Raw genomic sequence first — 24,226 nt, 5'->3', positions numbered from 1 at the left:
CTAACCAAATAATTCCTGTAGCGGAACAGAAAAACGCGATCGATCCTCTCCACTAGCCGATTTAGCATAAGTTGCTTGATTGCGAATAGCTAAAATCTGCTCCTCATCCCGCAGCATCGATGGCGTAAACTGATAACGCTGTCGCCGGAGGTCATCCAACGTTACCTTCAATTCATCCGGCTGTTGACCTTGTACCTGATGACGATAGTAAATTTCCTCAGCACATTTTCGCACCGCATTACCAATTTCGGCTGGCGTACAAAGCCTATAATCCCTTAACAAAATTCGCCATTCATCATCCGTCCAAGGCGAAATAGAAGCATGACGAAACTCTGGAAAATACTTTTGTAAATGTAGATTAAAAATGTCGTACATTGCCCCTTCATGAGGCAAATCAACAAAGAAAATATCATCAAATCGACGAATTAATTCCGGTGGCAACATCCCCAAACGATTAACAGTTGCCACAATATAAATTGGATATTCGTGCTCCTGCATCCAAGTTAATAACTTCCCCGACAAGCGCCGAGAAACACCACCATCAGCATTAGAATCCCACCCCGCAAACCCTTTATCAAAATCATCCCAATAGAGAATAGTAGGACTTAAAGCCTGAGTCAGTTCCAGCAGTTCGCGCAGAGCAAAATCTGGTTTAGAAGCACCAACAATCGAACCCCAATCAGCCGCTAACAGAGGTACTCCCATCTTCTTAGCCGCTAGTTTAGCACTCAAACTTTTACCAGTCCCCGGTGGCCCCCAAAGAATCATACCCTTGGGAAACTTCAAACCGTATTTTTGGGCTTCTGGACTCAACAAGGAAGCGACCTTGGAAAGCGACTCATCCAAAAGGTCTAGACCACCTGCATTCGGAACATCCGCTTCGGCAATAAACTCCAGACCTCGCCCCCGCAGCTTGTTAACCTTATGGTCGAGTACCAAATCTGCTAATTTCTTTACTGTATAAGCAAATGCTAACGACCGTTCCAATACCAACTCGATTTCACCTTCAGGTAAACCCTGACAAGCTCGAACGAGTGCTGAATTATCACAAATCTGGTTTTGAGTACAGAAAGATGTTACTATTCTTTGCACAGTTTCGCGATCGGGCATTGGAGTAGTCAGCACCGGAATCAAAGGCTGCAAATTCATTGGTAACTGAATGTAGTTTTCCAGCATTACCCAGTACTGACGAATGTTAGACCAAGATAAGTGATAATAAGCATTCGCCAATTGGAACGCACGAGCATCGCTAGATTCATCAAAACCTAATAACCCCTCAAGCAGGTAAATACCTTCTCTCCCTTCTTCCAATAAAAATTGAGGCACATCCGAATCTGGAGAAAAGCTAGTTTTCTGTAAAATGCACTTATCATCCTTAATCACAACTTCCTGCAAAGAGCTATAGCCAGAGTTCCAAAATAGAACAGGTAATTGCAGTTCTTGTCCCCATTGATAAAACTGTGTCAATAACCTCGTTCGGTCAGTAGTGTAATACTCCAATCCGACAATTTTGATGCCTTTTTTTGCCAACCCCAGCCAATCGTTAATAACACGCATACCACTTCAAGAAATACTCGGAACTTACTATTTCAATTAACCCAACTTTTGTTATGCTTGCCATCAACCAACTGTCTAACAACAGCACAATTAATTCTAATTCTTCAGGATGAATCGACTCATTTAATTGATTGATTCTTTTACGCATTTTGGCTGATTACCAATATAACTGGATTTTTGGGATTAATTGAATTGAATCGAATAAGTAGGTGAAATTTGATAGCGCCTAGCGGCGCAAATAGCCGTGAAGTAGTGTAATTAAAATCAAATTTCATGGCTACAACTACTAGAAACGGCTCGCGTTCATCAAACGTAACGAGTAACTCAAATGGCAAAAGCAATGGCGCTACTGCTAACTCCAAAAGTCGAGTGACAGCTACACAATCTAACGGTAGCAGTCGCCCAGCACTTACTATTGAAGAGCAGGCAGATGCACTTTTAGCTCGCGTCCGAACTACTATCTTGAAAAAGTTTGGAGTCAAAATTCAACTTCGAGAAAAACGACTGCAAACTAAAATAGGTCATGCCACCAAAGAAAAGATTGGATTAGATATTGCCGCGCAGTTGAAAAAAAGCGGCAAGACAATGAATTGGCAACGTTGGAATAACGAAGTGTTTCCTGCCTTATTTGGACAACCAGATGCACTACGTCACGATGTCGAAGTCATTGCTCTTGTTATGGCAAAATTATACGACGTTTTCGAGCTTGACCCTCAAGAAGCGATAAAAGGTTTAGTCAAATTTAATCAAGAATCGCTCGCGAAACGCAATAGCTATAACAAGCAAGATGATGAAGATGATTTTGATGATTTAGACTCCGATGAAGATGAGGAAGAAGACGACTCCGAAGAAGACTTGGACGAAGACAGTGAAGAAGATGATGATTCCGATACTGAGGACGAAATGGATGCTGATGAAGAAGAGGACGAAGAAGACTTAGATTAATCTGCTGCACTCACGATATGTTCCTCATAGTATAATCATAAATTGCTCTGCTATTTATTAGCAGAGTAATTTTTTTAAGCTGTTCAAAAGCAATTTTTAACTGAATTGAATTGAAGTTGAAAAAGCAGCGATCGCTGCTGTGGATATGAACTAATCTGAATTAAGGAACGGCAAAATGGCTACAACTGATAAAGCTCGTAAAACCAATACAGCTAATACCAACAAAACTCAAAAAGCTCACGTTAAAGCACTCGATAAGTGCATCAATTACAGTGAGAAACTGCGTTTAATGGTGTTAGAGGTTTTAAGGGAAGAATCGGGACGGGAGCTAAATAATGAAGCTCGTTTTAACGGCACTGAATTTGATTGGGAAACACATAACATTCAGTTTCGTGCAGATTATAGCGACACACCACTCAAAGAATTGATGCGTGCTGCTCGTATATTGTACGGATTGAACGATATGGATGCAATTCGCGCTCGTCGTGCCAAGCATCGAGGTATCCGCAACGAACGGATTGCCCGGAGCGAAATTGGAGTTATTTCAAACTCACAATATGTGGATGAAGATGCTGATGTTGATGATGAAATTGATGATTTGGAATAAGTTGCAATAACAACTAAAATTCAAATTTTGCTAATTAATAACTAATTCCTCACTACCGTTAGTTTGGTAGTGGGGAAGTTTTTTATCAACTTAACTATAAAATTCAACAACTAAAAAATTGAATTGTTAAGTGCAGCGATTGCTGCTGTGTCGATGAAAAGTAAACCGAATTAAAGGTAATAACGCTCTTTCATCACTCTAGGCAGAAGAAAATAAGAAAACTGCCTCAGGCACGGCGATAGGAACCGCCCCATTAAATAAATTCATCAATCCAATCAGTCGTTCAAAGCCCACAGATAAAGCGGGAATAGAAAATACCTTCAACCACGGTTTAATCAGATTAAAAAAACCGAAAGGTTGTAGGACTAAGCGTAAATTGTTCAGGAGATTTTTCCAGCCTTGGCCCTCATCCCACCAATCATGAGTTGAGAATTTTTTCAGCACAGATTTACTGATATTATCTTTAGGGGAATGTTCACGAGGATTAAGAACATCAGCATGAAGACTTACCATAAGATAGGCACTCATAACCACTTCCCACCACTTTTGTATTTGGGCATAATTGGTCACACGAAAGTCTGCCCATCCAAGTTCGTTCTTGCTTTGTTTAAGTCCATACTCAACCCAGTTTCTTAACCCGTACAGATTGCCGACTTCTTTGTATTTAATACCGGGGACTTTGGTCATCACATAGTACGTAGAATTCGTGGGTAGAGTCTTGGGGTCATCTGTAATTTGCCAATATTGCATCTCACGACGCTTACCAAAAATGATTTCTCGAATATAGCGCTGTTGAGTACTGCCGTCGGAAAATACACGATCAAATTTACGCCATTGGTTTTGTCTAACCCTTTGTCCTGGAGGTAACCAGGCGGTGTGATTACTACGAATAGCCACCACAAAATTTAGTTTTAATTTATTTAATACACTGACAAAGTTGCCATCACTTTCACCATATAGGCTATCCGCTAAAACCAGCTTGAACTTAAATCCCATTGCTTGTAGCCTTTGAATTAATATCGCAGCAATTTCTGGCTTTGTTCGATAGGTGTCTCCTCGTTTCAATCGTTCTTTTGGCTTGTAAACTTCAAAAATTAATCGGAAAGTCATCCCCTCAATTAATCCATAAGCCGTTACAGCTACTATCCCGTTCTCTACTTTACCTAGGTTGCCAATATACTGGCGTTTGACATAATCTGTTTTTTTTCCCTTTTTTCGGTCTCCTGTTTCATCTATAATTAAGTTGATTTCTCGACCTCGCAAGACTTGCAAAATTAACTTTAATCTCTGTTCTCTTAAGTCTTCAACTTGCCAAGGTGATTCGGTTACAAAATGCAGCAGAGATTGTTCATTATGAAGCCCCACGAATTTTCCTATCTCAGGTAATGATTTTCGCTTAATGTCCGAAATCATACCCACATGAAGATACTTAAAGGCTTCATAGCTTCTGACTTCTGGAAACAATTGTTGATACCATTGACAGTATTCATCCACGAATTTCACGGTTGGAGCAGCTTGTCGTCGCTCTGTCATAGGCTGATTCTGGCTTTGAGCAGTTTTTAGCCCATTATCCTTTACCTAGAGTGATGAAAGAGCGTTACCAATGGCTACTGCAATTGCAACTCACAAGCAAAATGTAACCAAAGCTCTCGATCGCGTAATTTCAATCGACGAGAAACGTCGCTTAATGCTAATTGAAGTATTGCGGGAAGAAAGCGGACGCGAACTGGAAGCCCAAGCTCGTTTTAGCAATGGCGAAGTTGAATTTGACTGGAAAGAACACAATGCACAATTCCGAATTGATTACGCCGATGCTAGCCTGAAAGAACTTCTGGAGTATGCCCGAAAATTGTACGGGCTAGCTGACATCGATGCAGTCCGCGAACGACGCGCCAAACACAAAGCGCAAATCCGCGCACGCCTCGAACGAAATTAACAAGCATTATCCGCACCTTCATGTTGCAAATTCACCTGGCTCAAAAAGTCAGGTGAATTTTTTATCCTCCCACCCACCCCTCGAGCGATATTTGATGCCTCTCAATTTTTATCGAGCGGATTAATACCGATTTTAGGGGGTAAAAAAAGCCCTACTTATTCCTATTATTTCCTATTTATCACCTACTCATTCCTATTATTTTCTTTTTATTCCTACTTTCGAGCCAAATTTTCAAACTTAATTGCGAATAATTCTCGCTTTTGGAGGGATTTTTTGCACATCCGCACCTACTCATTTTAGTCGCTATTCAGGAGCAAGCCATGTCAAATGTGCGTACAAAATAAATTGCTAAGAATTTGTACTTATTTTAGGTTAGTTTACATGGTATGTTTGCCTCTTGCTTTTTTTAGATTCTTCCCAAACGCATTGCAACACCCGCACCCAGCCAAGTAGTTAACCAAGTAAGATTCCCTATGACCATTGACCCATTGAGCGATCGCAAAATTATCGATTCCTGGCACAAAAACGCACGCCCTTGGACGATCGCAGTTCGCCAAGGACACATACTGAGTCGTAAGCTAGTCACCGATCGCGCGATCGTTGATGCTGTAGTTGAACTATGCCCCAAAAACGTTCTCGACCTGGGATGTGGCGAGGGATGGCTGGCGCGTGCATTATCAGCAAAGGAAATCGAAGTCCTGGGGGTAGATGTTGTACCCGAATTAATCGAACAAGCGCGATCGGCTCTCGGCGGTCGATTCGAGTTACTATCTTATGAAGAGATTGCCGCTGGGAAGCTCAACCAGAGATTCGATGCAGTAGTCTCGAACTTCGCGCTACGTCTAAGAACTCACCGTCATACCCGTAGGGTTGACGGGAGCTTGAAAAAGCTCTAACTTGACCAGGCTAAGTGCTTAGCGCACTCCGTTATTCAGTTCATGAAACCTACAAATACGTGCCAGTTTGTAGCTCTTTCGTGCAGTTTTAAACAGGTGTAATGAGTTAAACGAGTGAGCTGTGCCTAACAAGGCTGAATAACATTGTCGAGGCAAACTTAACCAGCAATGAGAGGTGTGCAGTAATGCACGTTTTCGTTTTAGACAAAAACCTAAAACCTCTTGACCCGACGCATCCAGCACGGGCTAGAGAACTACTAAGCAAAGGGAGGGCTAGAGTATACAGACGTTACCCATTTACTATTGTCTTGCAAGACAGGATAGTTGAAGAATCCACAACTCATTCACATCGAATCAAAATTGACCCTGGTAGCAAGATTACGGGATTTGCTGTTGTTCAAGAAGAGACAGGGCGTGTCACAAATGCTCTTGAAGTCTCACACAGAGGGCAGCAAATCAAGGACTCCCTTGAGTCTCGTAGAGCATTAAGGAGAAGTCGCCGTAATCGAAAGACCCGTTACCGTAAGCCTCGCTTCTTGAACAGAACTCGTAAAACTGGATGGCTACCACCTTCTCTTGAGAGTCGAATTGCCAACATTGAAACTTGGGTAAGACGAATTAGAAAGCTTTGTCCAGTTGCTGCGATTTCCCAAGAACTTGTTAGGTTCGATCTGCAACAAATGCAGAATCCTGAAATTAGTGGGGTAGAGTACCAACGCGGTGAGTTGTTTGGCTTCGAGGTTAAAGAATATTTGTTGACTAAATGGGGAGAAAATGCACTTATTGTGGCGTTGAAAATGTCCCGTTTGAAATTGAACATATCCTTGCCAAAAGTAAAGGGAGTTCAAATCGCGTCAGCAATCTCTGTTTAAGCTGTCATCCCTGCAACCAAGCGAAGGGGAATAAACCTGTTGAGGAGTTCCTGAAGAAAAAACCCGAAGTTCTCAAGCGCATATTGGCTCAAGCCAAAGCCCCTCTTAAGGATGCGACTGCTGTTAATGCCACCCGATGGGAGCTGTACAGACGACTTCAGTCAACTGGATTGTCTGTAGAAGTAGGATCGGGTGGGCGTACTAAATTTAATCGCAAGACCAGAGGGATTGAGAAATCTCATTGGGCTGATGCTGTTTGCGTTGGCGCTTCAACCCCTGAAAGGCTATTAATTCGGGGAATTAAGCCCCTATTGATAGCCGCAAAGGGACACGGAACTAGACAGCGTTGTCGCCCTGATAAGTACGGATTCCCTGCACGTCATGCCCCAAAAGCTAAATTTTTTATGGGGTTTACCACTGGGGATATGGTCAAAGCCGATATTCCCTCTGGAAAATACGCAGGGATATATACAGGCCGAATTGCTATCAGGTTTAGACCTAGCTTCATGCTCCTATTGCCTGACAAACGCTTTGATGTTCACCCAAAATATTTAACACCCATTCACAAATCTGATAGTTATGAGTACAACATCTCGAAATAATGATGTGCTCCGCACGTTTTATCTGGGTCGGCATTCCCAACCCGTTATACCCGGTAGGGTATAACGGGTTGGGAATGCCGACATTAAGTTGGCTTAATTGCCTGCGTTAGCAAAAAGCGCGAGGAAACTTCACCAGCTTCGGAATTATATATTTCTCAATGGTTTTTAGCGGCGAAGAAATACATTTTGTTAATGGAAATAGACTACTTTATCCTCAGTGCCAAACACGGTATTCTTCATCCTACACAGATAATAGAACCTTATGATCAGTCGCTATACCACCTATCAATACCCGAACGCCGCCAATGGTCGGAAGTCGTCGTCAAACAGCTAATAGCGATCGCACCCCCACCAGCTGAGTTGATTATCCTTGCTGGAAAGCGCTACAGAGAAGGTATTGTAAAACCACTTCAAAATGCTGGATACAATATCACAATACCTCTTCAAGGTCTTGGAATTGGCAAACAACTACAATGGTTAAATTCTAATACCCCCAAAGAAAAACAGCTTTCCTTATCACTACTGTCTTAACTCAAGATTCAGATCGTTTCTTAGGATTAAAAACGGTTTCAATAGCGCGATCGACAATTTCTATCGCTTCCGAAGGATAATTTGATGTATGAACTTTTCTCCCCGCTAATTTCGGTGGCTTAGTTCCATATTTTTCTAAGTAATAGTCGTCTGCGAAACTCTGGATAAGTTTAATTTGTTCGGGGTTAGATTTAAGGTCTTTCTCCTTAATTCTTTCTGCTATCGTCCAATTCTTTTTGCTGGAGTTATCTTTTGAAGAAGCCTGATTAGAAGCTGAATTACTATTTGAGCTACCATTTTTACTAGCATTCTCTTCTGGCAAAGGTTCTGTACTACTCTGGCTATTAATCGTTAATGAGTTCGATTCTTCGAGGTTTTCTTGAAAGTAATTTAGCAGAACCGAAATCACAGAACGATGCCACTTCACTTGAACGCCACTCCAAGAGTTTTTAGCTGATGTTGCTAGTAAACAAATACCGTGTTCTTTACCAGCCTCAGTTAAACTCCAAGTTCTTTTTGCCTCATTTCTTTCTTGATAACCAAGTTCCACTAATGCTTTATTAATTCGATCTGGTTTGATACTCTTGCCTAAGTTTTCTGTGATAATATTGGCTAATTCTGTAACCGTTATTCCCTCTTCTATAGGAAACGCGGCTCCAATTACGGACTTAGCAATTTCTGCCACTTCCTTGAGTTCTGGATACATGGCAGCTAGAGAGTTAAATTTGAATTGGACGATCGCTACTTGATCTAACCCGGCATTTTCTAGCCAGCCGGATAGTTGATCGATCATAGAGATAGCAGTAGTAATCTGTTCGGGAGAAGGCATAAAGCTATCAGCATTTTTTTACAGATTACTCCTAATAGGTGTTCGCAGTCTAGCTATTTATATTCAATGACATTCTTGCGAACTAAAGTTAGATTTCCATGTCGTTAGACTTGTCAATTTCTGCATAGCCCTCTGGTAGGATATCACTCTTTTCAGTTATTGCATCTAACCTCTGTGCTAGCGTTGACCAAAACTCAACGTCTTCAGACAAAATACCTTGCGCCAAAACCAACTCTTCCCCGCGAATTCTTATTAATTCGCCTCTTCTAGAAGCAATTAGAGAAGAAACTGAGATATTTTCAGACTCACTGACAATTAGATCGTACAAGTTCCCAAGTCGAACGCGAGTATATTTATCCGTTTCTTCCACACGCTCTGGAAAATGGTTTAATAGGTAATCAAAAGCTTTTTGTACAGTTGGAAGAATAGATTCAGCTAGTTCGACTTGCCGAATATCCATTGCTGCTGACGAAGTTGCATCCGTGCGGAAATCGTCTTCTGATAGATTAGAAACAGTAGACACTAACGTGGTGAAAGATGTATCGGACTCATGAGATTGTTCTTTGATAGTTGCACTCAATTTTTCAGCATCAGTGTAAGACAAAGTACTCTGCACTTCACCATCTAGAGTAACTCTTAACACGATGCGATCGCCTAAACTAGAAACCACCCTAATAGTTTCGCCATCCTCTAAAAATGCCGTCCAATCTTCTATGACGTTGAGCTTATCTTGCTTTAACTTTTGATTATTATCCAATAGAATATTGACTAATAAAGTCTCCATTTCTAACCGATGCGTTTCTTCTACTTGGACTTTAGAATTTACACGCTCATTTTCAATCTCGTCATTTGAATCAATATCAGACTCTAGCAGATCCAATAATTGCCTTCTCAAATGAGGAGAAGCATTTAGATCGTCCAACTTTGATTCCTCGTCTTCCCTATTTTCTTGCTTTATTGTCCGATCGTCTAAAGATTCTTCCTGTGTAAAGAAAGAACCTTTATCTGATTCATCCACTTTATCGATTGGATAATCTTCATTATCTACCCGTACCCAATTATCAATTAAACCTTGATTTTCATATAAATGTTTTTGTTTTAGAGAAGTTAAACCTTTTTGCTCTGAAATATGAACTTTACGTTCTCGATCTTTGTTTAAATCTATAAAATAGGCTGCATTAGTTTTGAGTAAACTTATCTGAGCGTAGGCATATTTTTCTCCAGCTAATGAGACTGCAAAATCAAGCGCAGCAATACAACCGTGATAAAAATCCTGAGTTTCGTTTGGACAAATGCAATCTTCTTCTATATCAGAATCTAAGTTAGCTTCTGCACCAATTTGTTTGAGTTTAGCGATGTAGCTGGGAGATAATCTACGGATGAACGAGTTACGATCGCTAATGGCTGGAGTGGAATTAGGATCAGTTTGAGAAGAATTGGTTTCTGTATCTATAAATTTTGCTATTTTAGCTTCTAATAAAGTGAGCGATCGCACCCCATCTTCTTCATCTATTAGCTTAACTGCTCGGTCGAATCCAACCAACAATCCCTGGTAAAAATCTTGGCTTTCTCCTGCTATTGTTTGGTCAGTTGCTATGTTCTCGAAAAAGACAAGTCCTATTTGTTTAAGCCTGGAAATATGATCGAAGGAAAATCTCTGCATGATAGCTAAAGACATAAGCGTTCAGTTACCTTGATAAGGCGTATCTCAATAACCAAAGCTATCACGTACTCATGTTGCTATCGGTAAGTCTACTGGATTAACTGTGTTTAATCCGAACGATACAGAACAAAGCAGATGCTTTTATTCTATTCTTGTTACCAAAAGCGCGATCGCCTAATTACCAACTGCTATTTGACCCTAACCAATTAAAAAAGGACAAATTTACTCTATTTTGATTAAAGTACCAAAATCCCTCCTAACCACCAACTTTGTCATGTTTTGGTGAAATAGCCCTAGCAACGCCACGACTTGGCGTACCGCAAAAAACAGGCACAAACGATATAGATATAGACAATGCTGCTTCCCCAAAGTAAAACTATACATCGATACAACCCTAAAAAATAAACGATCATCCTATAGAGATATCGCGCAAATGTGAGAGTATATCTATAGTTATTTTGAACAATTAGAGTACAGTGATTCACGCCCAAAGTGAAACCATCCTCAATCTTCATTCAAGCAAAAAACTGGTTACAATCTTAACCGTAGCCTCCTTCACACAGAGTCGAACGGTGTGCAATAGGAGAAAAAAATGTCCAATACGAAGGTAATTTCGCTATTTAATCAAGCGGGCGGAGTGGGTAAAACGACAGTCACGCTCAACCTGGGCTATCAGCTTTCTAAGCGAGGCAATAAGGTTCTTCTCATCGATATCGATCCCCAAGGTTCTCTAACTCTCTTCATGGGAATTGACCCGGCTTCCTTAGAAAAAACTGTATTCGATGCCATCGTCAACGAAGAACCTTTGTCCATCCTCAATAAAATTCACGGCATGGATTTGGCTCCTACCAACATTAACCTCAGTGCTGCTGAAATCCAACTGGTAAACATGGATTTTCGGGAAGTTCGCCTCCTTGATGCGATCGCTCCCATTAAGGAAAACTACGACTTCATACTCATCGACTGTCCTCCCAGTTTGGGATTATTGAGTTACATCAGTTTGGTAGCTGCTACTCATGTGTTAGTGCCGATCGAAACTCACTACAAAGCCTTTGAGGGAACCAACCTCCTTTTACAAACCGTTGCTAGAGTCAGAAAGAAAGGAAACCGTTCTTTACAAATAGCCGGGTTTGTTCCTTCTCGCTACGCCGCGACTAACTCCCAGGACAAACGCACGCTCAAAGCAATTCAAGAACAATTCGCTCCCGTCGCTCCGGTTTTTAGCCCAATCCCCCGAATAACTGCTTTTGTAGATGCGTCAGAGAAACAAGTTCCACTTGCTGTCTACGAACCCAGAAATGCTGTGATTAAAATATTAGACCAGTTAGCTGTAAAAATGGAGAAACTCAATGCCAAGTAAAAACGACCAACCCTATAAAGGTAAAGCGAACTTGAACGTTTTATTTGGAGATGATGAAACCGATGAATCGCCTGAAAAAGTATTAAGTATTGACTCAATAAAACTTCCTGCTTCTCAACCCCGTCGATACTTTGATGCCCAAGCAATGCAATCTTTAGTTGAATCCATCAAAGCTGATGGCATTCTCCAGCCTTTGCTGGTTCGTCCTCTAGGTAATAATCTATACGAGCTAATTGCAGGTGAAAGGCGCTATAGAGCCGCTCATGAAATTGGTTTGAAAGAAGTTCCTGTTACTATTCGGGAACTGACAGAGCAACAAGCGTTACGTATAGCTTTGGTTGAAAACCTACAAAGGGAAGACCTTAACCCGGTAGAAGAAACCGAAGGTATTTTGGAACTACTTTCCCATCATCTGGAATGTTCGACGGATGATGTCAGCAAGCTACTTTACCGGATGCAAAACGACGTTCAGAGAACGAATGATAACGTTATCATTCAACCGGAAGCTGAAACGGTTATTAAGGTTTTTGAGCAGTTAGGAAAAATGGGATGGGAGTCTTTTGTTAGTAATCGGCTTTCTCTTTTGAAGCTCCCAGAAGACATACTTGAGAAGCTTCAAGAAGGAAAAATTGAGTATACGAAGGCAAGAGCGATCGCTAAAGTTAAAGATGAAAAAAGCCGAAAAGATTTGCTTGAAACTGCCATATTAGAGAATCTTTCTTTAACTCAGATTAAAGAGCGGATTGCTGCCATCAAAACAGGCACAACAGAAGAAAAAGCAGAGTCAGGTCTAAAAAATCAAATTAAAGAAGCTTTGACAAAAGCTAACAAGTCAAAAGTTTGGAGCGATCCCAAAAAGCAAAAACGCCTCCAAAAAATCCTCACCGACCTGGAAGCTTTGTTAGTAACTTAGGGGACTAATAGTTTAGCTCTTAAGCCTTTGTAAAAAAATGCTCTATCACTTGATAGGGCATTTTTTCATCGATCTAGGTCACGGATTAGCTGTGAAATCGTGCAAGAAAGCTATCACTTTAGAAATAGAAGCCATTTTGAAAATTCTAACTAGCGACAGCAATGAATAATAAATCATCTTTTCGGTAGAACTCACTCAATCTTACCAGTTGATAATTTGGGCTTTTAGAAACGAAAAAAACAAACGGCAATTCAGATCAAATCTTACAAAGGCTCATTACTATGTCACAAGCTAACACTGTCTCAAACTGTATGCTATTTCCTAGAACAGCCCACTTAATAACTCCAACTGACTATCTCATAGAATTCGAGCAAGTTCTAAGCTCTCTCGTCCAAGTCTGGCATAATTATCAGCCGGATGATTCGCTAGCAGCCGAAAGAAAACAAGACCTAGAGTGGCTAAAATCAAAGCTACGCGATTATCGGCTCAACATTCACAACTCATCCAACAGTCACAAGTTTTGGCAAGGCTTGATGGTAGGCAAAGATAGCCGAAGAACCTTATCAGACCAAACTTCCAAATCGGTTGGACAAATTTTATTAGGAGTTTTTAAACCCACAAAATCACAACAAATCTATGACTTTGGAGTAGAAGTTGGATGGTGCTATGCTCGGCTGAAAGACTACTTACAGCGGATTAGAAAACAGCGAAAGTTAGAAGAAGCCCAACAGCATCGCGATTATCAAAAAATTTCTAGCTTAATCCGCCAAACAGATGAGACGGACTCGCTATTAAGTATCGGCTGGGTGCGAGAAAGGAAATTGGGCAAATGAAAAATAGAAAGAGCAAAATTCTGGCAGTTGACGATGCAGCCGATAACTTATTTATGATTCAAACCATCCTTTCGGAAGAGGGTTATTACGTCAGTACGAGTTCTAACGGATTGGATGCAATAGCAAGTATCGAAGCATCGCCACCCGACTTAATCCTTCTGGATGTGATGATGCCTAATGTTGACGGCTACGAAGTGACTTTCAGAATTCGTTCTAATACTCAACTGCCTTTTATTCCAATTCTGCTCGTTACGGCTGACGAATCAACGAATATAGCAGATGGGCTGGATTTGGGTGCTGATGATTTTGTTTACAAACCAATTGAAGTACAAGAATTATTGGCTCGCGTTCGCAGTCTTCTCAGGTTGAAACATACCATCGATGCGATGCAAGAAATGACAAAGGCAAAAGAAGATTTTGTTTCCCGTCTTACCCACGATTTGCGAACGCCTTTGGTAGCAGCCGAGCGAATGTTGTCTCTACTCCACAGGGGTAAATTCGGGGAACTGCCACCCCAGGCGGTAGAAGCGATAACTACAGTCAGCGATAGCAATGAAAATTTACTTGCGTTAGTCAATACTTTGCTGGAGGTACATCGATTTGAAGCTGGATGCAAGAGATTAACGATCGCACCTTTCAACCTTAACAAGATGATTCGAGAGGTGGTAAAAGAACTGGAACTTATGGCTGTTGAAAAAAATTTGTCTCTAATTTATGAAGACACGACTCCAATCAAAATTAGGGGAGACTGCATCGAACTCCGCCGAGTGATAACCAACTTAGTCGGAAATGCAATTAAGTTCACCGATGTCGGTCACGTAAAAATTGCTGTTCGCCAAGATGCTGAATCCGTAAGCATTAGCGTAGAAGATACTGGACCAGGTATTAGATTTTCAGAGCAAACTATGCTCTTTGAAAGATTCCGTACTGGAAATCATGCAGGGGCTGGCTGTGGTTTGGGATTGCATCTATCCCGTCGAATTGTCGAAGCTCACAAGGGTAGTATCCAGGTTATATCGGCGGTAGGTAAAGGTAGCGTATTTACGGTTCGCTTTCCTACTTCAATCTAAACATTTGTTTCAAGATTCATATCATCTTTTTTTGAAGGGTAAATTATGAACAAGATTAGTGTCGCTTTAATTGAAGACCACCATTTAACTAGATCTGGAATCAAAGCAGCTTTAAATGATTGCGAGGATATTGAATTTATTGGCGAAGCTGCTAACGGTTTGCAAGGTATAACCTTGCTAGAAAAAACGCCGCCAGATGTAGCAATAGTCGATCTAGGATTACCGGGATTAGTCGATGGAATTGAATTAACTAAGAGGTTTAAAGAGTTTATCAAAGCTAAAAATTCAAGTCTTGATAAACAGCCGAAAGTTTTGATTTTAACCATGCAGGATAATGAGGATTCCGTACTGGCAGCTTTTGCAGCAGGAGCAGATTCTTACTGCATGAAAAATGTTATGTTTGAGAAGCTGGTGGATGCAATTGTGGAAACTCACTCAGGCGCAAATTGGATCGATTCATCTATTGCCAGAATTGTTTTGGCAAGAATAGATAATCCTTTTGAAGAAGCTGTCATTTCCGCTGGTGTTCCAACTATCTCGATTCATGCTTTAAATCCAGAAGACAAAGAGTTACTTACGGTTAATCCTTTGACTCAACGAGAGAGGGATGTAATCCAGTTAATTGTGGAAGGGTACAGTAACGAAGAAATCTGCGGGGAACTACATATTTCCCTCGGTACTGTGAAAACTCACGTCCGTAATATTTTAACCAAGTTATCTTGTGATGATCGCACTTCCGCTGCTGTCCGCGCTCTTCGTGCAGGTTTGGTTAACTAGAGTTGCGGTAATAACCTACGCTATGCGAATTTGCCTTGGCGCATTCGCATAGCGTAGCGATCGCAATTTTCCTTCCAAGGGTCGCAATATGTTACGCTCAAGAGCCGGACATCGATCTGTGTTAAGGTGTGAGGAAGTGATTCCAGAATTTGATGAAAACGGCAATCTCCCACCTGGAGTGCATTTTTGCGAATGGGAAGAGTTTGTAGAACGATTCGGAACCAACGATCTGAGGTTGCGTTTAATGCGCGGACTGCGAATGGTGATGGAGCAACTCAAAGCAGCAGGCTGTAGAACCATTTATATTAATGGTAGCTTTGTTACTAGTAAACCATCCCCAGGCGATTTTGATGCCTGTTATGATAATGATACCGTGGATATTGATTATCTCAGAATTAACGCTCCTCGATTACTGAATCATTATGACCGTGCTGGACAGAAAGCTAAATATAGGGGAGAAATCTTCCCATCACAGCAACCTGTAGGTAATTATGGAAGCAATTCTTTTGAATTTTTTCAGAGTGACAGAAGGGGAAATGTTAAAGGTATTATCGCCATAGATTTAATCAGGTGGGAATGATGATTAAAAATGAATTAGAGTACCAAGTTAGTCAAGAATGGTTAGAGAAGTTTGAGAAATCTATAGCCGCAATAGAAAAGGATGAAGATAATAAAAAAAATGATTATGAGCGATGGAAAATGAACCGAGAGACATTACAATGTCATTTAGAGAAATTGCAAGCAGAAATTGCTGAATATGATAGGCTAACATCTCACGATAGCCACACGCCGATAGTATTAACGCTTGATGATATTGATGATTTACCCCAAATCTTGATTAGAGCAAGAATGGCAGCCAAACTAAGCCAGAAAGAATTGGCAGATTTAGCTGGGTTGACAGAAGAACAAATCAAACGTTATGAAGATAATGACTATGAAGATGCTAGCTTTCTCGATGTAAGATTTATAATTGATGCGCTGGATATTCAAATTCAAAAAGCTGAGTTTATTGTTCCTTTAGATACCCTCCGAAGAACGCCAGTTACTAAAGAAGAATTACTTTCTTCAAATCAGCGTTGGCAATCGGATAAGGTCAGGAAAAAGTCAGATGTGCTGTCTCAGTAGGCTTGCATTCACGCACTAAACACTAATGCAACTCAATTTAGAAATTGCACCCCACTGACAGCTTTTCGACTACACCCTAACAGACAACCTAGCGGTCTAACTATTAATTAGGCCGCAGTTGCGGTCTAACACGCCATTACAGCGCATAAAACCGCAAACATTTAATTCCTAAACTTACGCTTTTTCAAAGGTTCTACCCAAATCGTGCAGAATCCCGACGTAGCTGCACGCCCCGCAACTTCCAAAGTTACCCCCAAACGCTTGACATCTTTTTTACATTCTAAGTTAGTAAGACTATCCGAATTCCACCTCATCAAATTCCGAGCAAATTTCCCCTCAGCGCTAGTTGCCCACCGCATAGCCTCCGCCTGCTCCTGAGTCAGATGAACCGCCTTCCCCGGCGCAAACCCTCCTTGCGATCGAAGCACACCCATCCATCCCATCAAAGCACCCACACCCAACGTCGTCAATAGGATACCAGCCGCCACCACCAAAGAACGTGCAGAAGTCGCCACCTTTCTCAATTCCGTCTGACGCACCAGAGAATTAACAGCAGAGGCAATCTGCCCCTCTTGCTTCTCTACCGCCACCCGTTCGTAATTCGCCAGCGTCTTATTAATCCGCCCCATCCAGCGAGTAAACGCCAACTCAAAATCCTCCGGTTTTGGACTTTCTCGAATCAGCACTTCCAATCGCCCCGTAGCCAATAAAATCAGGAATATCGGGTCAGTTGGCTCAATTTTACCCTTAAAAGCCAACTCCAACACCTTTCGCCGATATTCCTCAGATTGACCCTCCAGGGCAATATCCAGCAAAGATTTAGTATCAACAGCACCATAGCTCACGGCAACATCCCCGTAGTTTCAAACGCCTCGTAAGCTGACAGAATAAACGACTTAATTCGTTGCCGTCCCAACACTCCAAATTCTTGACTATTCCTTGCCAAATCAAACGTAATTCCCCTCGCATCAATGGCATTCCTTTCCCGCGAATAAAATTTGGGAAAATCAATCACCTTCACCTCATATTTTTTAACTGCATTCTGCACTTCCTCCATCTCTTCCACCGAACTCCAATCATCTTCCAATCCACAATTACGGACTAAAACGTGAGCAATCCTTTTCTCGAAATTCTGCACCGATTTCAAAAATAACTGGACGCTATCATAACCGCCCGTGCAAACAAACCACTTACAAAAACTAATTTGCGATTGTTTACCCAACGCAATCAAGTTATTCTTTTCAATCCAATTCGTCACCAACGGATAAACCTGAGCGGGTAAATTCACAATTACACTATTCTCAAACGCCCATTCAAAAATTTGATCGGCCTCAAAAAACTTCTTCTCATCCTCACTAAAAAGCGCTGACCGACAGACACTTTCATAAATCCGAGACACATCCGGGTTAGACCTATCCGCATCTACAGCCAAAAAAGGATATTTCTTATCCATGAAATACTGAATCAAAACCCTAGCAAACAAACTCTTCCCTACACCTCCCTTCTCTCCATCAATTAAATGAATTTTAGTTGCGTGTTTATCAACACTCTCCAACCCATTCTCGCCTAAATGACCTGGAGCTTTTATAACTGCTGACATTGATGAATCTCCTGTTTTTTCAGCTTCTTCGGTAACAGAATCTGCTAGTTCAACTTGATATTTCGTTCTCCTATTCCTACTTGCCATGTCGCTACACCATAAACTTCTTCACTGTAGGCAATAACTTGCCTGTACTGTTACGATCGCTTATCACGAAAAACCCGTATCATCAAACTCTTCACTACCGACTAATTCAAACAATTCATCTGCGATCGCTCGATTATTTTGACAATTGCTAGAATCCGAATCCGCAGTATTTTCACCATTAGCACTTTCCTCCAGTAAAGGAAACGTTCTAAGAATAGGTTTCCCCTGGTAAAAATTCACCGGATAATCAATCCCCGCTTGGTCGCACAAATACAAAGCGTGCTTTTCCAATGCGTACACCGCTTTCCTAAATATTCGTTCCAACAAAACCGGATCGATATCCCCTTTTTCCTGATAAGCTAATGCCAACCAGTAAGCCCGCAACGGCTGAAGCATCATTTCTCTAGCAGGCAGAAAAAGATTATGCTTAATGTAGGACATTAACAGCCCATCTGCCGTATTTTTTGATGGTTGATACCGCCAAAGAAAATCAACCTTTCCTTGTTTATCCACGAGTACGAACCTCCTGCAAACTAGAATCTTCCGGCGACGAATCCGCTGGTTTAGAAGCATTACAATCGAACTGCTTTTTCAAAGCAATCCTAAAGTAGAAAAACATCCCATAAACATCACCCAACCGATACCCAAACCCATTTTTATCCAATACTTTGGGAATAGAAATATCCGCATTCCAAATAATCGGCAGACGATCGTAATATTCGTTTAATTCCTTTTTCAGGTAATCAGCCGTTCCCCCACAAAACACCAACTCATCGCAATCCGACGGCAAATTCTCATCCAACCAACTGGTAAGACTCCGCACGTATTCAGGACGCGCCTCCTTAATCGCTGCGATGATTTGCTGCACTTCCTCAGCCCGTCTTTCCCTAGTAGTGCTGCGGGCTAATCGCATCAAAGGAGCAGCCTTAATCTCAGCCCCCGCTGCTACAATTTCTGGTGTCAACCGTTCCGCAGTTTGTCCCGAAGTCTTAGCGACCACCTTCTCCACCATGCGGATGAAGCCCAAATCGCTAGTTTTTCCGGGTCTAACATCCCCCCGTTGCACCACCAGCAGACTCGCATTGCGGTAGCCAATCATCGCGATCGCACATACCCGCTCTTTCATCGCCGAGCCAAGTTTCTTATTGTGCATCAAATAGATTCCGCCACCCTCCGGCTTGCAGTTAAACACCAACAACTCCACACTGATGCGACCCGTTGGAGTCTGATAATCCGCCAAAGCCTCCCGCAGCATTCGCTCGAACCGATTTCGGTCTTCATATTCTCCCGGTGGTAGTAGGGTTGCGATCGCAGCTGTAAAATTTGCAGGCAGCTTCAACTTTTCTTTAATCACCCACAAAGCAGCCAAAGTTTTGTGCAGCGCCCTCTCGTACTTCAGTTCCGATAACCCCGCATGAGCGTGAAACCTCTGTCTCGCCAGATACCCGACCGCCCGATAGTCGTTCCTAAAAGCAACCCAAGCAGTATTCTGCGGATCGGCTGACCCCAACTGGTCACTGGTATAAGCCAAAATTGACTCTCGCGGTACGGATGCAACTTCCGGTTCCATACACAGAAGTCGCACTTGCCTGTCCAGTCCCGTAAAGATAATCTTGGTGATCGACCCTCCATAATCGAATACGACCGTAACATCAGGTTCTTGGGCGTTTATAGTTTTACTCATGTCACAAGTTTTTTACTGAAGTTTAAGGAAAGCTGTCCGTACAGAAATCCCCTCACCAATGCCAGTTCCAACCTCAAGAGAAGTCTGGAAAACTGCAACTATTGGGGAATCCGAACGCACTTATTACTTCTTACCCCTACTCAAACCTCTCCCCCCTCAACCGATTGTCCGAATCCCAGAATGCGTAAAATCGAACTAATGAGGTAGGGCGATCGCCAAAATGCTATGCTGTCCTAGTAATGGAAAATTTTCCATTCGACTTAAAGCCAATCGTGTAATTCTTCAAAACAGGCTTCTACCTCTTCCCACGCAGGATAATTTCCGTAGCAAAGGTTACTGCATTGCTGTTCGTATTCTTTCTTCAGAGTTTGGCGTAGTTCTCCTGTTGGAAAGAGCGCCAAACTATTTGAGAATTTCATTGCTTCCGGTGCGTCATAATCTGGAAAGTATTCTCTACTAATGCGTTCGCTATCCTCTTTAAGCTGGCTGTATTCATCACTTTGCAGTAGTTCCTGTACTTCGGACTGTTTGGCTAAACAAAATAGGTCGTAATAATGTCTGGCGTATGCCCCAATTGGTTGCCCATCTTGCTGACTCTTTACTACCTTCGAGTGGATAGTAAACAACTTTTCAACAAAAGTGCGGCGAAAATCTAGCAATAGCATGGGAAAACTGGATTCATCCTCAGTATCAAGACTTTCGCCAATTTCATGCAAAAATTCAGCTACGTAAGAGGAAAGCATCACAGTTTGGGTGGGATACGTACCGCTACGAGTTCCCATCTCTAAAAATACCCGATTGGCGATTGCCTCAATTCCTACAAATTGTCGATCATAAATAAAATAGCTATTCCGATATACCCCCCGCTTCCTTCTTCCCAAAGTTTGTTCCACTCTCAAACCTGAATGATTTCCCACAGCAGTTTCGATCGCTTCCAATTCTCGGTCAACTTTATTAGCACCAAGAAGAGGAATAAACGCTTGTCGGTTCAAAAACAGATCGATATCTTCCGAGAATCGTTCGATTAACTTCCATCCTTTTAAAAGACTTGTTCCACCTTTAAAAATTACTTGATTCGGCCACTGTGTTGCGACAATTCGCAGCGCCTCAGTGACATAATAATCTTTCTCGATGAATTGTTCGGTAAGTCCAAGGGGAGAAAAGTATTCTCTAGCTGCAATGACAGCATCGCGAAAATCAGCGTGTTCAAATAGTTTCACTCAGCTTGCCACTCCTTAGCGTAGCGAAGGTTACTTAACTTCCCAAAAACAAATCGAGAGAGTGGATTTAAGTTATTTCGGAGTTTTTCTAGCTCTTGTGGACTTTTCCTGAGTTCCTGTCCGATCGCTCCCAGCATAGCTTGCACTCGCGGCGGTTCCGACGAAGCAACTGCAACCAACCGTTCAAAGCGTTCGCCTTCTCGAAAATACTCCAACAACCGTTGCTTAGTCTCTGCTGGTGACAACTCGCTCAAATTGCCCCTAGACCTTAAAAAATCAAGTATTGCTGCATCCGTCGCTTCCAAGTAGTTCCACGTTTGGGGTCTGCGGGTGTGCAGTCGGGCGCGAGATCCGATGATGGTGCGAGGAACACTGTTTGCTGAGGTAGCAAACTCACCAGAGATGGCGTTTTGAGTCGTAAACCCCAATAAATTAGCCGCACTCACTCCAGCCGGATGTAAATTTTGTTTTGTCAGCAGCTTTTGGATATCGCTTTGAGAGGGACGACTGCGACCAAATCGTGTCTGACAGGGGCGGTAGTAGAGTCCTTTGCTAACTCGCTCCAAAACTCCATCTGCCGCCAGCCGGGAGAGCGCTTTGCTTACTGCCGTCGGTGGCAGATGGGAGAAATCCGAGTGTCGCCAGTAGGCTTCTGGGCCTTCCTCAACCTGTCTGCGAATTAACTCTGCCGTATTAACTCGACTCCTCTTCATCGCTTGAAACCCAGGCTCAGTCTTATTTCTATTGTCCAACCTATTGCTAATATGTCAAGTTTTTTCGCAAAAAAACTTGACATATTATGCTGCTTCCGTCTCCTGAGAAATCAGTCACTTGGCTTACGGACCGATCGCAAAATGAAAACCTTAAGTTAGAGGTTGTGTTCTGTTCAAATTTAATAGGCTCAACATGACGAACCATAATTTAAAGTCAAAGTAAATTATGACCCGGCAAAAACGAATCGAAAAAATAGGAATACGCTTAACACCAGAAGAATTTAAACTAGCAGAAAAAATGGCTAAAGATTTGGAAACCACTGTCAGCGAGTTGTTCCGATACAAAACCTTAAAAAGCCAACAATTTCAACTGAGCAGTGCAACTTTGTGCCATAAATTAGCAGAACTTAATTTACGACTCAAACCAATTGCGATAGCCACCGAACAAGCACTATGGACGGGAGAAAAAATAACCGAACCAGCAGAACTCAAAGACCTTCTTGAAAAAGCACTTTTCTTACTAAAACAAGTTCAATGGCAACAAATGAATATAAAAATTTCCACCGATTTATATGAAGAATATGAAGATTTAGAAAAATGGGAAGCTAGTTAGTAAAGCCTAGTTTTAGCAAAATGATTGGCAAACAAATCATAGGTAAAAGCTTCACGGGACTGCTCAATTACCTCTTTTCCAAACAAGGCGCTTCACTGATTGGAGGAAACATTGTAGGAGAGACACCCCAGGAATTAGCAGCTGAATTTCGATTCTCCAAACAACTCAACACCAGAGTGGAAAACCCAGTTTATCATGCAGTTTTGGGCGTTCCCTCTGGCGAGTATATACCTGATGCCAAATGGCGTGCGATCGCACTAGACTACCTAGAAGGAATGGGATTCGATAAAAACCTATTTGCGATTATCCGCCATACAGACCGCGACCACGACCACATTCATATTGCAGCCAGCCGCATCAAATTAGATGAAAAAGGAAGTTGCGTATCCGATAGCTGGAACTACTTACGCAGCGAAAAGTTAATTGAACAATTAGAAGAAAAGTACGACTTGACACCAGCTGCACGTAGTTTTGATAAAGAACGCCGCTCTCCCACAACTGGCGAACGGCGACGATTAGCAAGAACGGGGGAAATTAGCACGCGAGAGCAATTGCAAACAGCACTCGATCGAGCAACAGCAGATAGTCCCGCGATCGCTATTTTGATTGACCGACTCAACGAACAAGGCATCAGTGTAAAAATAGAACCCACACCCACAGGCGAGTTAGGCATTAGCTACAAATTAAACGATATAGCTTTTAGCGGCACGCATTTAGGCAAAGCTTACACCTTCAAAGGACTTCAAAAATATAGAGGAGTCAGTTATTCTCCTGAGATAAATTCGGACATTGTTACACAAATGCCAACTTTGGCATCTAACCAGATTTTACAAACAGCAAATAGTAAACCTGATGAAGACGGAAATACAGATAATGACACTGCTGGCGATACTGGCATCAATAACACCGGGAACAATACTTCATCTGAGAACTGCAATTTTAACCCGGATACTTACACAATCTCCAAAGTCTCTCCAACTGTTGAGTCAGAAGATGTATTTCAGGATAAACCATTAAATGCAGGGACAAACTCGCCAGACTTAGCCTCTCAGTGGCAGTCCACGCGAGAAAGTTTGGTGGAAAATGCCTGCTTGCCCCCCGAATTGATCGACCTGTTACACGATAAGGGATGGATAGACGCAGATGACCAAACCCGTGCTGTGTTTACCCTTCGCACGCTTACTGGAGAGAAAACGGGAAGCTGCACTTTAAGGCCCAATGGAAAATTTTCCATTGGGGCTAACGCGGGAACGTCCACTCGAAAATATGACGATAGCGAGAAGGGCATTTTCTGGATAGCGACTCAAAGCGATATTGAAAGAGCCGTCATTGCTAGCGACCCGGTGGAAACGCTGTCTGCGATCGCTCTAGACCCCAAATTCGATCGCACGCCGACTTTGTACTTAAGCATCGATGCCATATCTTCCTTGCCAATAGATTTTCTTAAAGACATTCCCGCTATAGTAGTTGGTTTGAAGGGAGATGAATTTGGCGAAAAATTGTCTAAAGAGATTATCGAAATATTACCTCAAGCCAAACGAATAAATCCTGGCATTGGTGGATGGAATGGGATACTGGTAGCCCAGGTTCAAGAAGCGGAAAACCAATCGGATGAAATTGATGAAACAGACGATGTGCTAGAAGAGAGGCTATGCGATCGCAGTTCTGGCTTGAGCTTAGGTTAACAAATAAATTCTGATATTGCACTAAGGAAAGTGATTTTTACTTCACTAATGATTGATTAATTTCTGAATAAAAAACCAAGATTATTTTCTCGCTGCTAGCGCAGCCCA

Annotated in this window: 25 protein-coding genes and 1 pseudogene; 15 read left to right on the top strand and 11 right to left on the bottom strand. The window is 42.1% G+C overall.

What is annotated here, in order from left to right:
* Both ACE1B6_RS09825 and ACE1B6_RS09820 read right to left on the bottom strand, forming a co-directional pair.
* A complete protein-coding gene (locus ACE1B6_RS09825; protein ID WP_413257077.1) occupies positions 1-1,557 on the bottom strand; it encodes an AAA family ATPase in 1,557 nt (518 codons plus the stop codon).
* Positions 1,544-1,705, bottom strand: a complete 162-nt coding sequence (locus ACE1B6_RS09820; protein WP_413257076.1) for a hypothetical protein — start codon at positions 1,703-1,705, stop codon at positions 1,544-1,546. The genes ACE1B6_RS09825 and ACE1B6_RS09820 overlap by 14 nt, the downstream gene beginning before the upstream one ends.
* A gap of 125 nt (positions 1,706-1,830) precedes the next feature.
* Here ACE1B6_RS09820 and ACE1B6_RS09815 point away from each other — a divergent pair, with 125 nt between their 5' ends.
* Both ACE1B6_RS09815 and ACE1B6_RS09810 read left to right on the top strand, forming a co-directional pair.
* Complete coding sequence (locus tag ACE1B6_RS09815) at positions 1,831-2,502, top strand: hypothetical protein (protein WP_413257075.1); 672 nt, start codon at positions 1,831-1,833, stop codon at positions 2,500-2,502.
* A 175-nt stretch (positions 2,503-2,677) separates the two neighbouring features.
* Complete coding sequence (locus ACE1B6_RS09810; RefSeq protein ID WP_413257074.1) at positions 2,678-3,109, top strand: aminoacyl-histidine dipeptidase; 432 nt, start codon at positions 2,678-2,680, stop codon at positions 3,107-3,109.
* Positions 3,110-3,307: 198 nt separating this feature from the next.
* Here the strand turns inward: ACE1B6_RS09810 and ACE1B6_RS09805 are convergent, their stop codons facing one another.
* Positions 3,308-4,642, bottom strand: a complete 1,335-nt coding sequence (locus ACE1B6_RS09805) for an IS701 family transposase (protein ID WP_413257073.1) — start codon at positions 4,640-4,642, stop codon at positions 3,308-3,310.
* A gap of 70 nt (positions 4,643-4,712) precedes the next feature.
* On the opposite strand from ACE1B6_RS09805, the gene ACE1B6_RS09800 reads away from it, so the two are divergent.
* The 4 genes and pseudogenes from ACE1B6_RS09800 to ACE1B6_RS09785 all read left to right on the top strand — a co-directional run bounded on the left by ACE1B6_RS09800 (position 4,713) and on the right by ACE1B6_RS09785 (position 7,946).
* Positions 4,713-5,045 carry a hypothetical protein gene (locus tag ACE1B6_RS09800; RefSeq protein ID WP_413257072.1) on the top strand — a complete coding sequence of 111 codons (333 nt, stop codon included), beginning with the start codon at positions 4,713-4,715 and terminating at the stop codon, positions 5,043-5,045.
* A gap of 473 nt (positions 5,046-5,518) precedes the next feature.
* Positions 5,519-5,941, top strand: coding sequence for a class I SAM-dependent methyltransferase (locus ACE1B6_RS09795; protein ID WP_413257071.1), 423 nt, complete (start codon positions 5,519-5,521; stop codon positions 5,939-5,941).
* A gap of 185 nt (positions 5,942-6,126) precedes the next feature.
* Positions 6,127-7,415: pseudogene (gene iscB / locus ACE1B6_RS09790) on the top strand (RNA-guided endonuclease IscB).
* Between the two features lie 96 nt (positions 7,416-7,511).
* Complete coding sequence (locus ACE1B6_RS09785; protein ID WP_413257136.1) at positions 7,512-7,946, top strand: DUF6884 domain-containing protein; 435 nt, start codon at positions 7,512-7,514, stop codon at positions 7,944-7,946.
* A 1-nt stretch (position 7,947) separates the two neighbouring features.
* Here ACE1B6_RS09785 and ACE1B6_RS09780 read toward each other — a convergent pair whose 3' ends face one another.
* Positions 7,948-8,775 carry a hypothetical protein gene (locus tag ACE1B6_RS09780; RefSeq protein ID WP_413257070.1) on the bottom strand — a complete coding sequence of 276 codons (828 nt, stop codon included), beginning with the start codon at positions 8,773-8,775 and terminating at the stop codon, positions 7,948-7,950.
* An 88-nt stretch (positions 8,776-8,863) separates the two neighbouring features.
* The gene (locus ACE1B6_RS09775; protein WP_413257069.1) at positions 8,864-10,453 is read right to left on the bottom strand and encodes a hypothetical protein; all 1,590 of its coding nucleotides are present in this window, start codon (positions 10,451-10,453) and stop codon (positions 8,864-8,866) included.
* Between the two features lie 577 nt (positions 10,454-11,030).
* Between ACE1B6_RS09775 and ACE1B6_RS09770 the strand changes: the two genes are divergently transcribed.
* The 7 genes from ACE1B6_RS09770 (at position 11,031) to ACE1B6_RS09740 (ending at position 16,516) form a co-directional block, all read left to right on the top strand.
* Entirely contained in the window at positions 11,031-11,798 is a 768-nt protein-coding gene (locus ACE1B6_RS09770) for a ParA family protein (protein ID WP_413257068.1), read from the top strand.
* On the top strand, positions 11,788-12,711 hold the full coding sequence (locus ACE1B6_RS09765) for a ParB/RepB/Spo0J family partition protein (protein WP_413257067.1): 924 nt from the start codon (positions 11,788-11,790) through the stop codon (positions 12,709-12,711). Before ACE1B6_RS09770 ends, ACE1B6_RS09765 begins: the two co-directional genes overlap by 11 nt.
* 281 nt (positions 12,712-12,992) lie before the next feature.
* Entirely contained in the window at positions 12,993-13,544 is a 552-nt protein-coding gene (locus tag ACE1B6_RS09760; protein WP_413257066.1) for a hypothetical protein, read from the top strand.
* Positions 13,541-14,614, top strand: coding sequence for a hybrid sensor histidine kinase/response regulator (locus ACE1B6_RS09755; protein ID WP_413257065.1), 1,074 nt, complete (start codon positions 13,541-13,543; stop codon positions 14,612-14,614). Before ACE1B6_RS09760 ends, ACE1B6_RS09755 begins: the two co-directional genes overlap by 4 nt.
* A gap of 45 nt (positions 14,615-14,659) precedes the next feature.
* The gene (locus tag ACE1B6_RS09750) at positions 14,660-15,391 is read left to right on the top strand and encodes a response regulator (RefSeq protein WP_413257064.1); all 732 of its coding nucleotides are present in this window, start codon (positions 14,660-14,662) and stop codon (positions 15,389-15,391) included.
* A 136-nt stretch (positions 15,392-15,527) separates the two neighbouring features.
* A complete protein-coding gene (locus ACE1B6_RS09745) occupies positions 15,528-15,971 on the top strand; it encodes a DUF6932 family protein (protein WP_459562996.1) in 444 nt (147 codons plus the stop codon).
* On the top strand, positions 15,968-16,516 hold the full coding sequence (locus ACE1B6_RS09740) for a helix-turn-helix domain-containing protein (RefSeq protein ID WP_413257062.1): 549 nt from the start codon (positions 15,968-15,970) through the stop codon (positions 16,514-16,516). Before ACE1B6_RS09745 ends, ACE1B6_RS09740 begins: the two co-directional genes overlap by 4 nt.
* 161 nt (positions 16,517-16,677) lie before the next feature.
* Here the strand turns inward: ACE1B6_RS09740 and ACE1B6_RS09735 are convergent, their stop codons facing one another.
* The 6 genes from ACE1B6_RS09735 to ACE1B6_RS09710 form a co-directional block, all read right to left on the bottom strand.
* A complete protein-coding gene (locus ACE1B6_RS09735; protein ID WP_413257061.1) occupies positions 16,678-17,361 on the bottom strand; it encodes a DUF6753 family protein in 684 nt (227 codons plus the stop codon).
* Complete coding sequence (locus ACE1B6_RS09730) at positions 17,358-18,203, bottom strand: P-loop NTPase family protein (RefSeq protein ID WP_413257060.1); 846 nt, start codon at positions 18,201-18,203, stop codon at positions 17,358-17,360. The genes ACE1B6_RS09735 and ACE1B6_RS09730 overlap by 4 nt, the downstream gene beginning before the upstream one ends.
* Positions 18,204-18,266: 63 nt before the next feature.
* A complete protein-coding gene (locus tag ACE1B6_RS09725) occupies positions 18,267-18,716 on the bottom strand; it encodes a hypothetical protein (RefSeq protein WP_413257059.1) in 450 nt (149 codons plus the stop codon).
* On the bottom strand, positions 18,709-19,887 hold the full coding sequence (locus tag ACE1B6_RS09720; protein WP_413257058.1) for a ParM/StbA family protein: 1,179 nt from the start codon (positions 19,885-19,887) through the stop codon (positions 18,709-18,711). Before ACE1B6_RS09720 ends, ACE1B6_RS09725 begins: the two co-directional genes overlap by 8 nt.
* Before the next feature lie 260 nt (positions 19,888-20,147).
* Positions 20,148-21,107, bottom strand: a complete 960-nt coding sequence (locus ACE1B6_RS09715; protein WP_413257057.1) for a nucleotidyl transferase AbiEii/AbiGii toxin family protein — start codon at positions 21,105-21,107, stop codon at positions 20,148-20,150.
* Positions 21,104-21,820, bottom strand: coding sequence for a DUF6088 family protein (locus tag ACE1B6_RS09710; protein ID WP_413257056.1), 717 nt, complete (start codon positions 21,818-21,820; stop codon positions 21,104-21,106). Before ACE1B6_RS09710 ends, ACE1B6_RS09715 begins: the two co-directional genes overlap by 4 nt.
* Before the next feature lie 226 nt (positions 21,821-22,046).
* Here ACE1B6_RS09710 and ACE1B6_RS09705 point away from each other — a divergent pair, with 226 nt between their 5' ends.
* Positions 22,047-22,433, top strand: a complete 387-nt coding sequence (locus ACE1B6_RS09705) for a hypothetical protein (protein WP_413257055.1) — start codon at positions 22,047-22,049, stop codon at positions 22,431-22,433.
* 20 nt (positions 22,434-22,453) lie between these two features.
* Positions 22,454-24,118, top strand: a complete 1,665-nt coding sequence (locus ACE1B6_RS09700) for a relaxase/mobilization nuclease domain-containing protein (protein WP_413257054.1) — start codon at positions 22,454-22,456, stop codon at positions 24,116-24,118.
* The last annotated feature ends 108 nt before the right edge of the window (positions 24,119-24,226 follow it).

The sequence above is a fragment of the Floridaenema fluviatile BLCC-F154 genome, from assembly GCF_041929135.1.
Lineage (GTDB): Bacteria > Cyanobacteriota > Cyanobacteriia > Cyanobacteriales > Aerosakkonemataceae > Floridanema > Floridanema fluviatile.
The sequence above is the reverse complement of the archived record's forward strand: the minus strand, read 5'-3'. Positions and strand labels throughout refer to the sequence as shown.

Excerpts from the sequence above, each read along its gene's own strand:
- ACE1B6_RS09825 (WP_413257077.1), bottom strand. The coding sequence starts at position 1,557 with ATGCGTGTTATTAACGATTGGCTGGGGTTGGCAAAAAAAGGCATCAAA.
- ACE1B6_RS09820 (WP_413257076.1), bottom strand. The coding sequence starts at position 1,705 with ATGCGTAAAAGAATCAATCAATTAAATGAGTCGATTCATCCTGAAGAA.
- ACE1B6_RS09815 (WP_413257075.1), top strand. The coding sequence starts at position 1,831 with ATGGCTACAACTACTAGAAACGGCTCGCGTTCATCAAACGTAACGAGT.
- ACE1B6_RS09810 (WP_413257074.1), top strand. The coding sequence starts at position 2,678 with ATGGCTACAACTGATAAAGCTCGTAAAACCAATACAGCTAATACCAAC.
- ACE1B6_RS09805 (WP_413257073.1), bottom strand. The coding sequence starts at position 4,642 with ATGACAGAGCGACGACAAGCTGCTCCAACCGTGAAATTCGTGGATGAA.
- ACE1B6_RS09800 (WP_413257072.1), top strand. The coding sequence starts at position 4,713 with ATGGCTACTGCAATTGCAACTCACAAGCAAAATGTAACCAAAGCTCTC.
- ACE1B6_RS09795 (WP_413257071.1), top strand. The coding sequence starts at position 5,519 with ATGACCATTGACCCATTGAGCGATCGCAAAATTATCGATTCCTGGCAC.
- ACE1B6_RS09780 (WP_413257070.1), bottom strand. The coding sequence starts at position 8,775 with ATGCCTTCTCCCGAACAGATTACTACTGCTATCTCTATGATCGATCAA.
- ACE1B6_RS09775 (WP_413257069.1), bottom strand. The coding sequence starts at position 10,453 with ATGTCTTTAGCTATCATGCAGAGATTTTCCTTCGATCATATTTCCAGG.
- ACE1B6_RS09770 (WP_413257068.1), top strand. The coding sequence starts at position 11,031 with ATGTCCAATACGAAGGTAATTTCGCTATTTAATCAAGCGGGCGGAGTG.
- ACE1B6_RS09765 (WP_413257067.1), top strand. The coding sequence starts at position 11,788 with ATGCCAAGTAAAAACGACCAACCCTATAAAGGTAAAGCGAACTTGAAC.
- ACE1B6_RS09760 (WP_413257066.1), top strand. The coding sequence starts at position 12,993 with ATGTCACAAGCTAACACTGTCTCAAACTGTATGCTATTTCCTAGAACA.
- ACE1B6_RS09755 (WP_413257065.1), top strand. The coding sequence starts at position 13,541 with ATGAAAAATAGAAAGAGCAAAATTCTGGCAGTTGACGATGCAGCCGAT.
- ACE1B6_RS09750 (WP_413257064.1), top strand. The coding sequence starts at position 14,660 with ATGAACAAGATTAGTGTCGCTTTAATTGAAGACCACCATTTAACTAGA.
- ACE1B6_RS09740 (WP_413257062.1), top strand. The coding sequence starts at position 15,968 with ATGATGATTAAAAATGAATTAGAGTACCAAGTTAGTCAAGAATGGTTA.
- ACE1B6_RS09730 (WP_413257060.1), bottom strand. The coding sequence starts at position 18,203 with ATGGCAAGTAGGAATAGGAGAACGAAATATCAAGTTGAACTAGCAGAT.
- ACE1B6_RS09720 (WP_413257058.1), bottom strand. The coding sequence starts at position 19,887 with ATGAGTAAAACTATAAACGCCCAAGAACCTGATGTTACGGTCGTATTC.
- ACE1B6_RS09710 (WP_413257056.1), bottom strand. The coding sequence starts at position 21,820 with ATGAAGAGGAGTCGAGTTAATACGGCAGAGTTAATTCGCAGACAGGTT.
- ACE1B6_RS09705 (WP_413257055.1), top strand. The coding sequence starts at position 22,047 with ATGACCCGGCAAAAACGAATCGAAAAAATAGGAATACGCTTAACACCA.
- ACE1B6_RS09700 (WP_413257054.1), top strand. The coding sequence starts at position 22,454 with ATGATTGGCAAACAAATCATAGGTAAAAGCTTCACGGGACTGCTCAAT.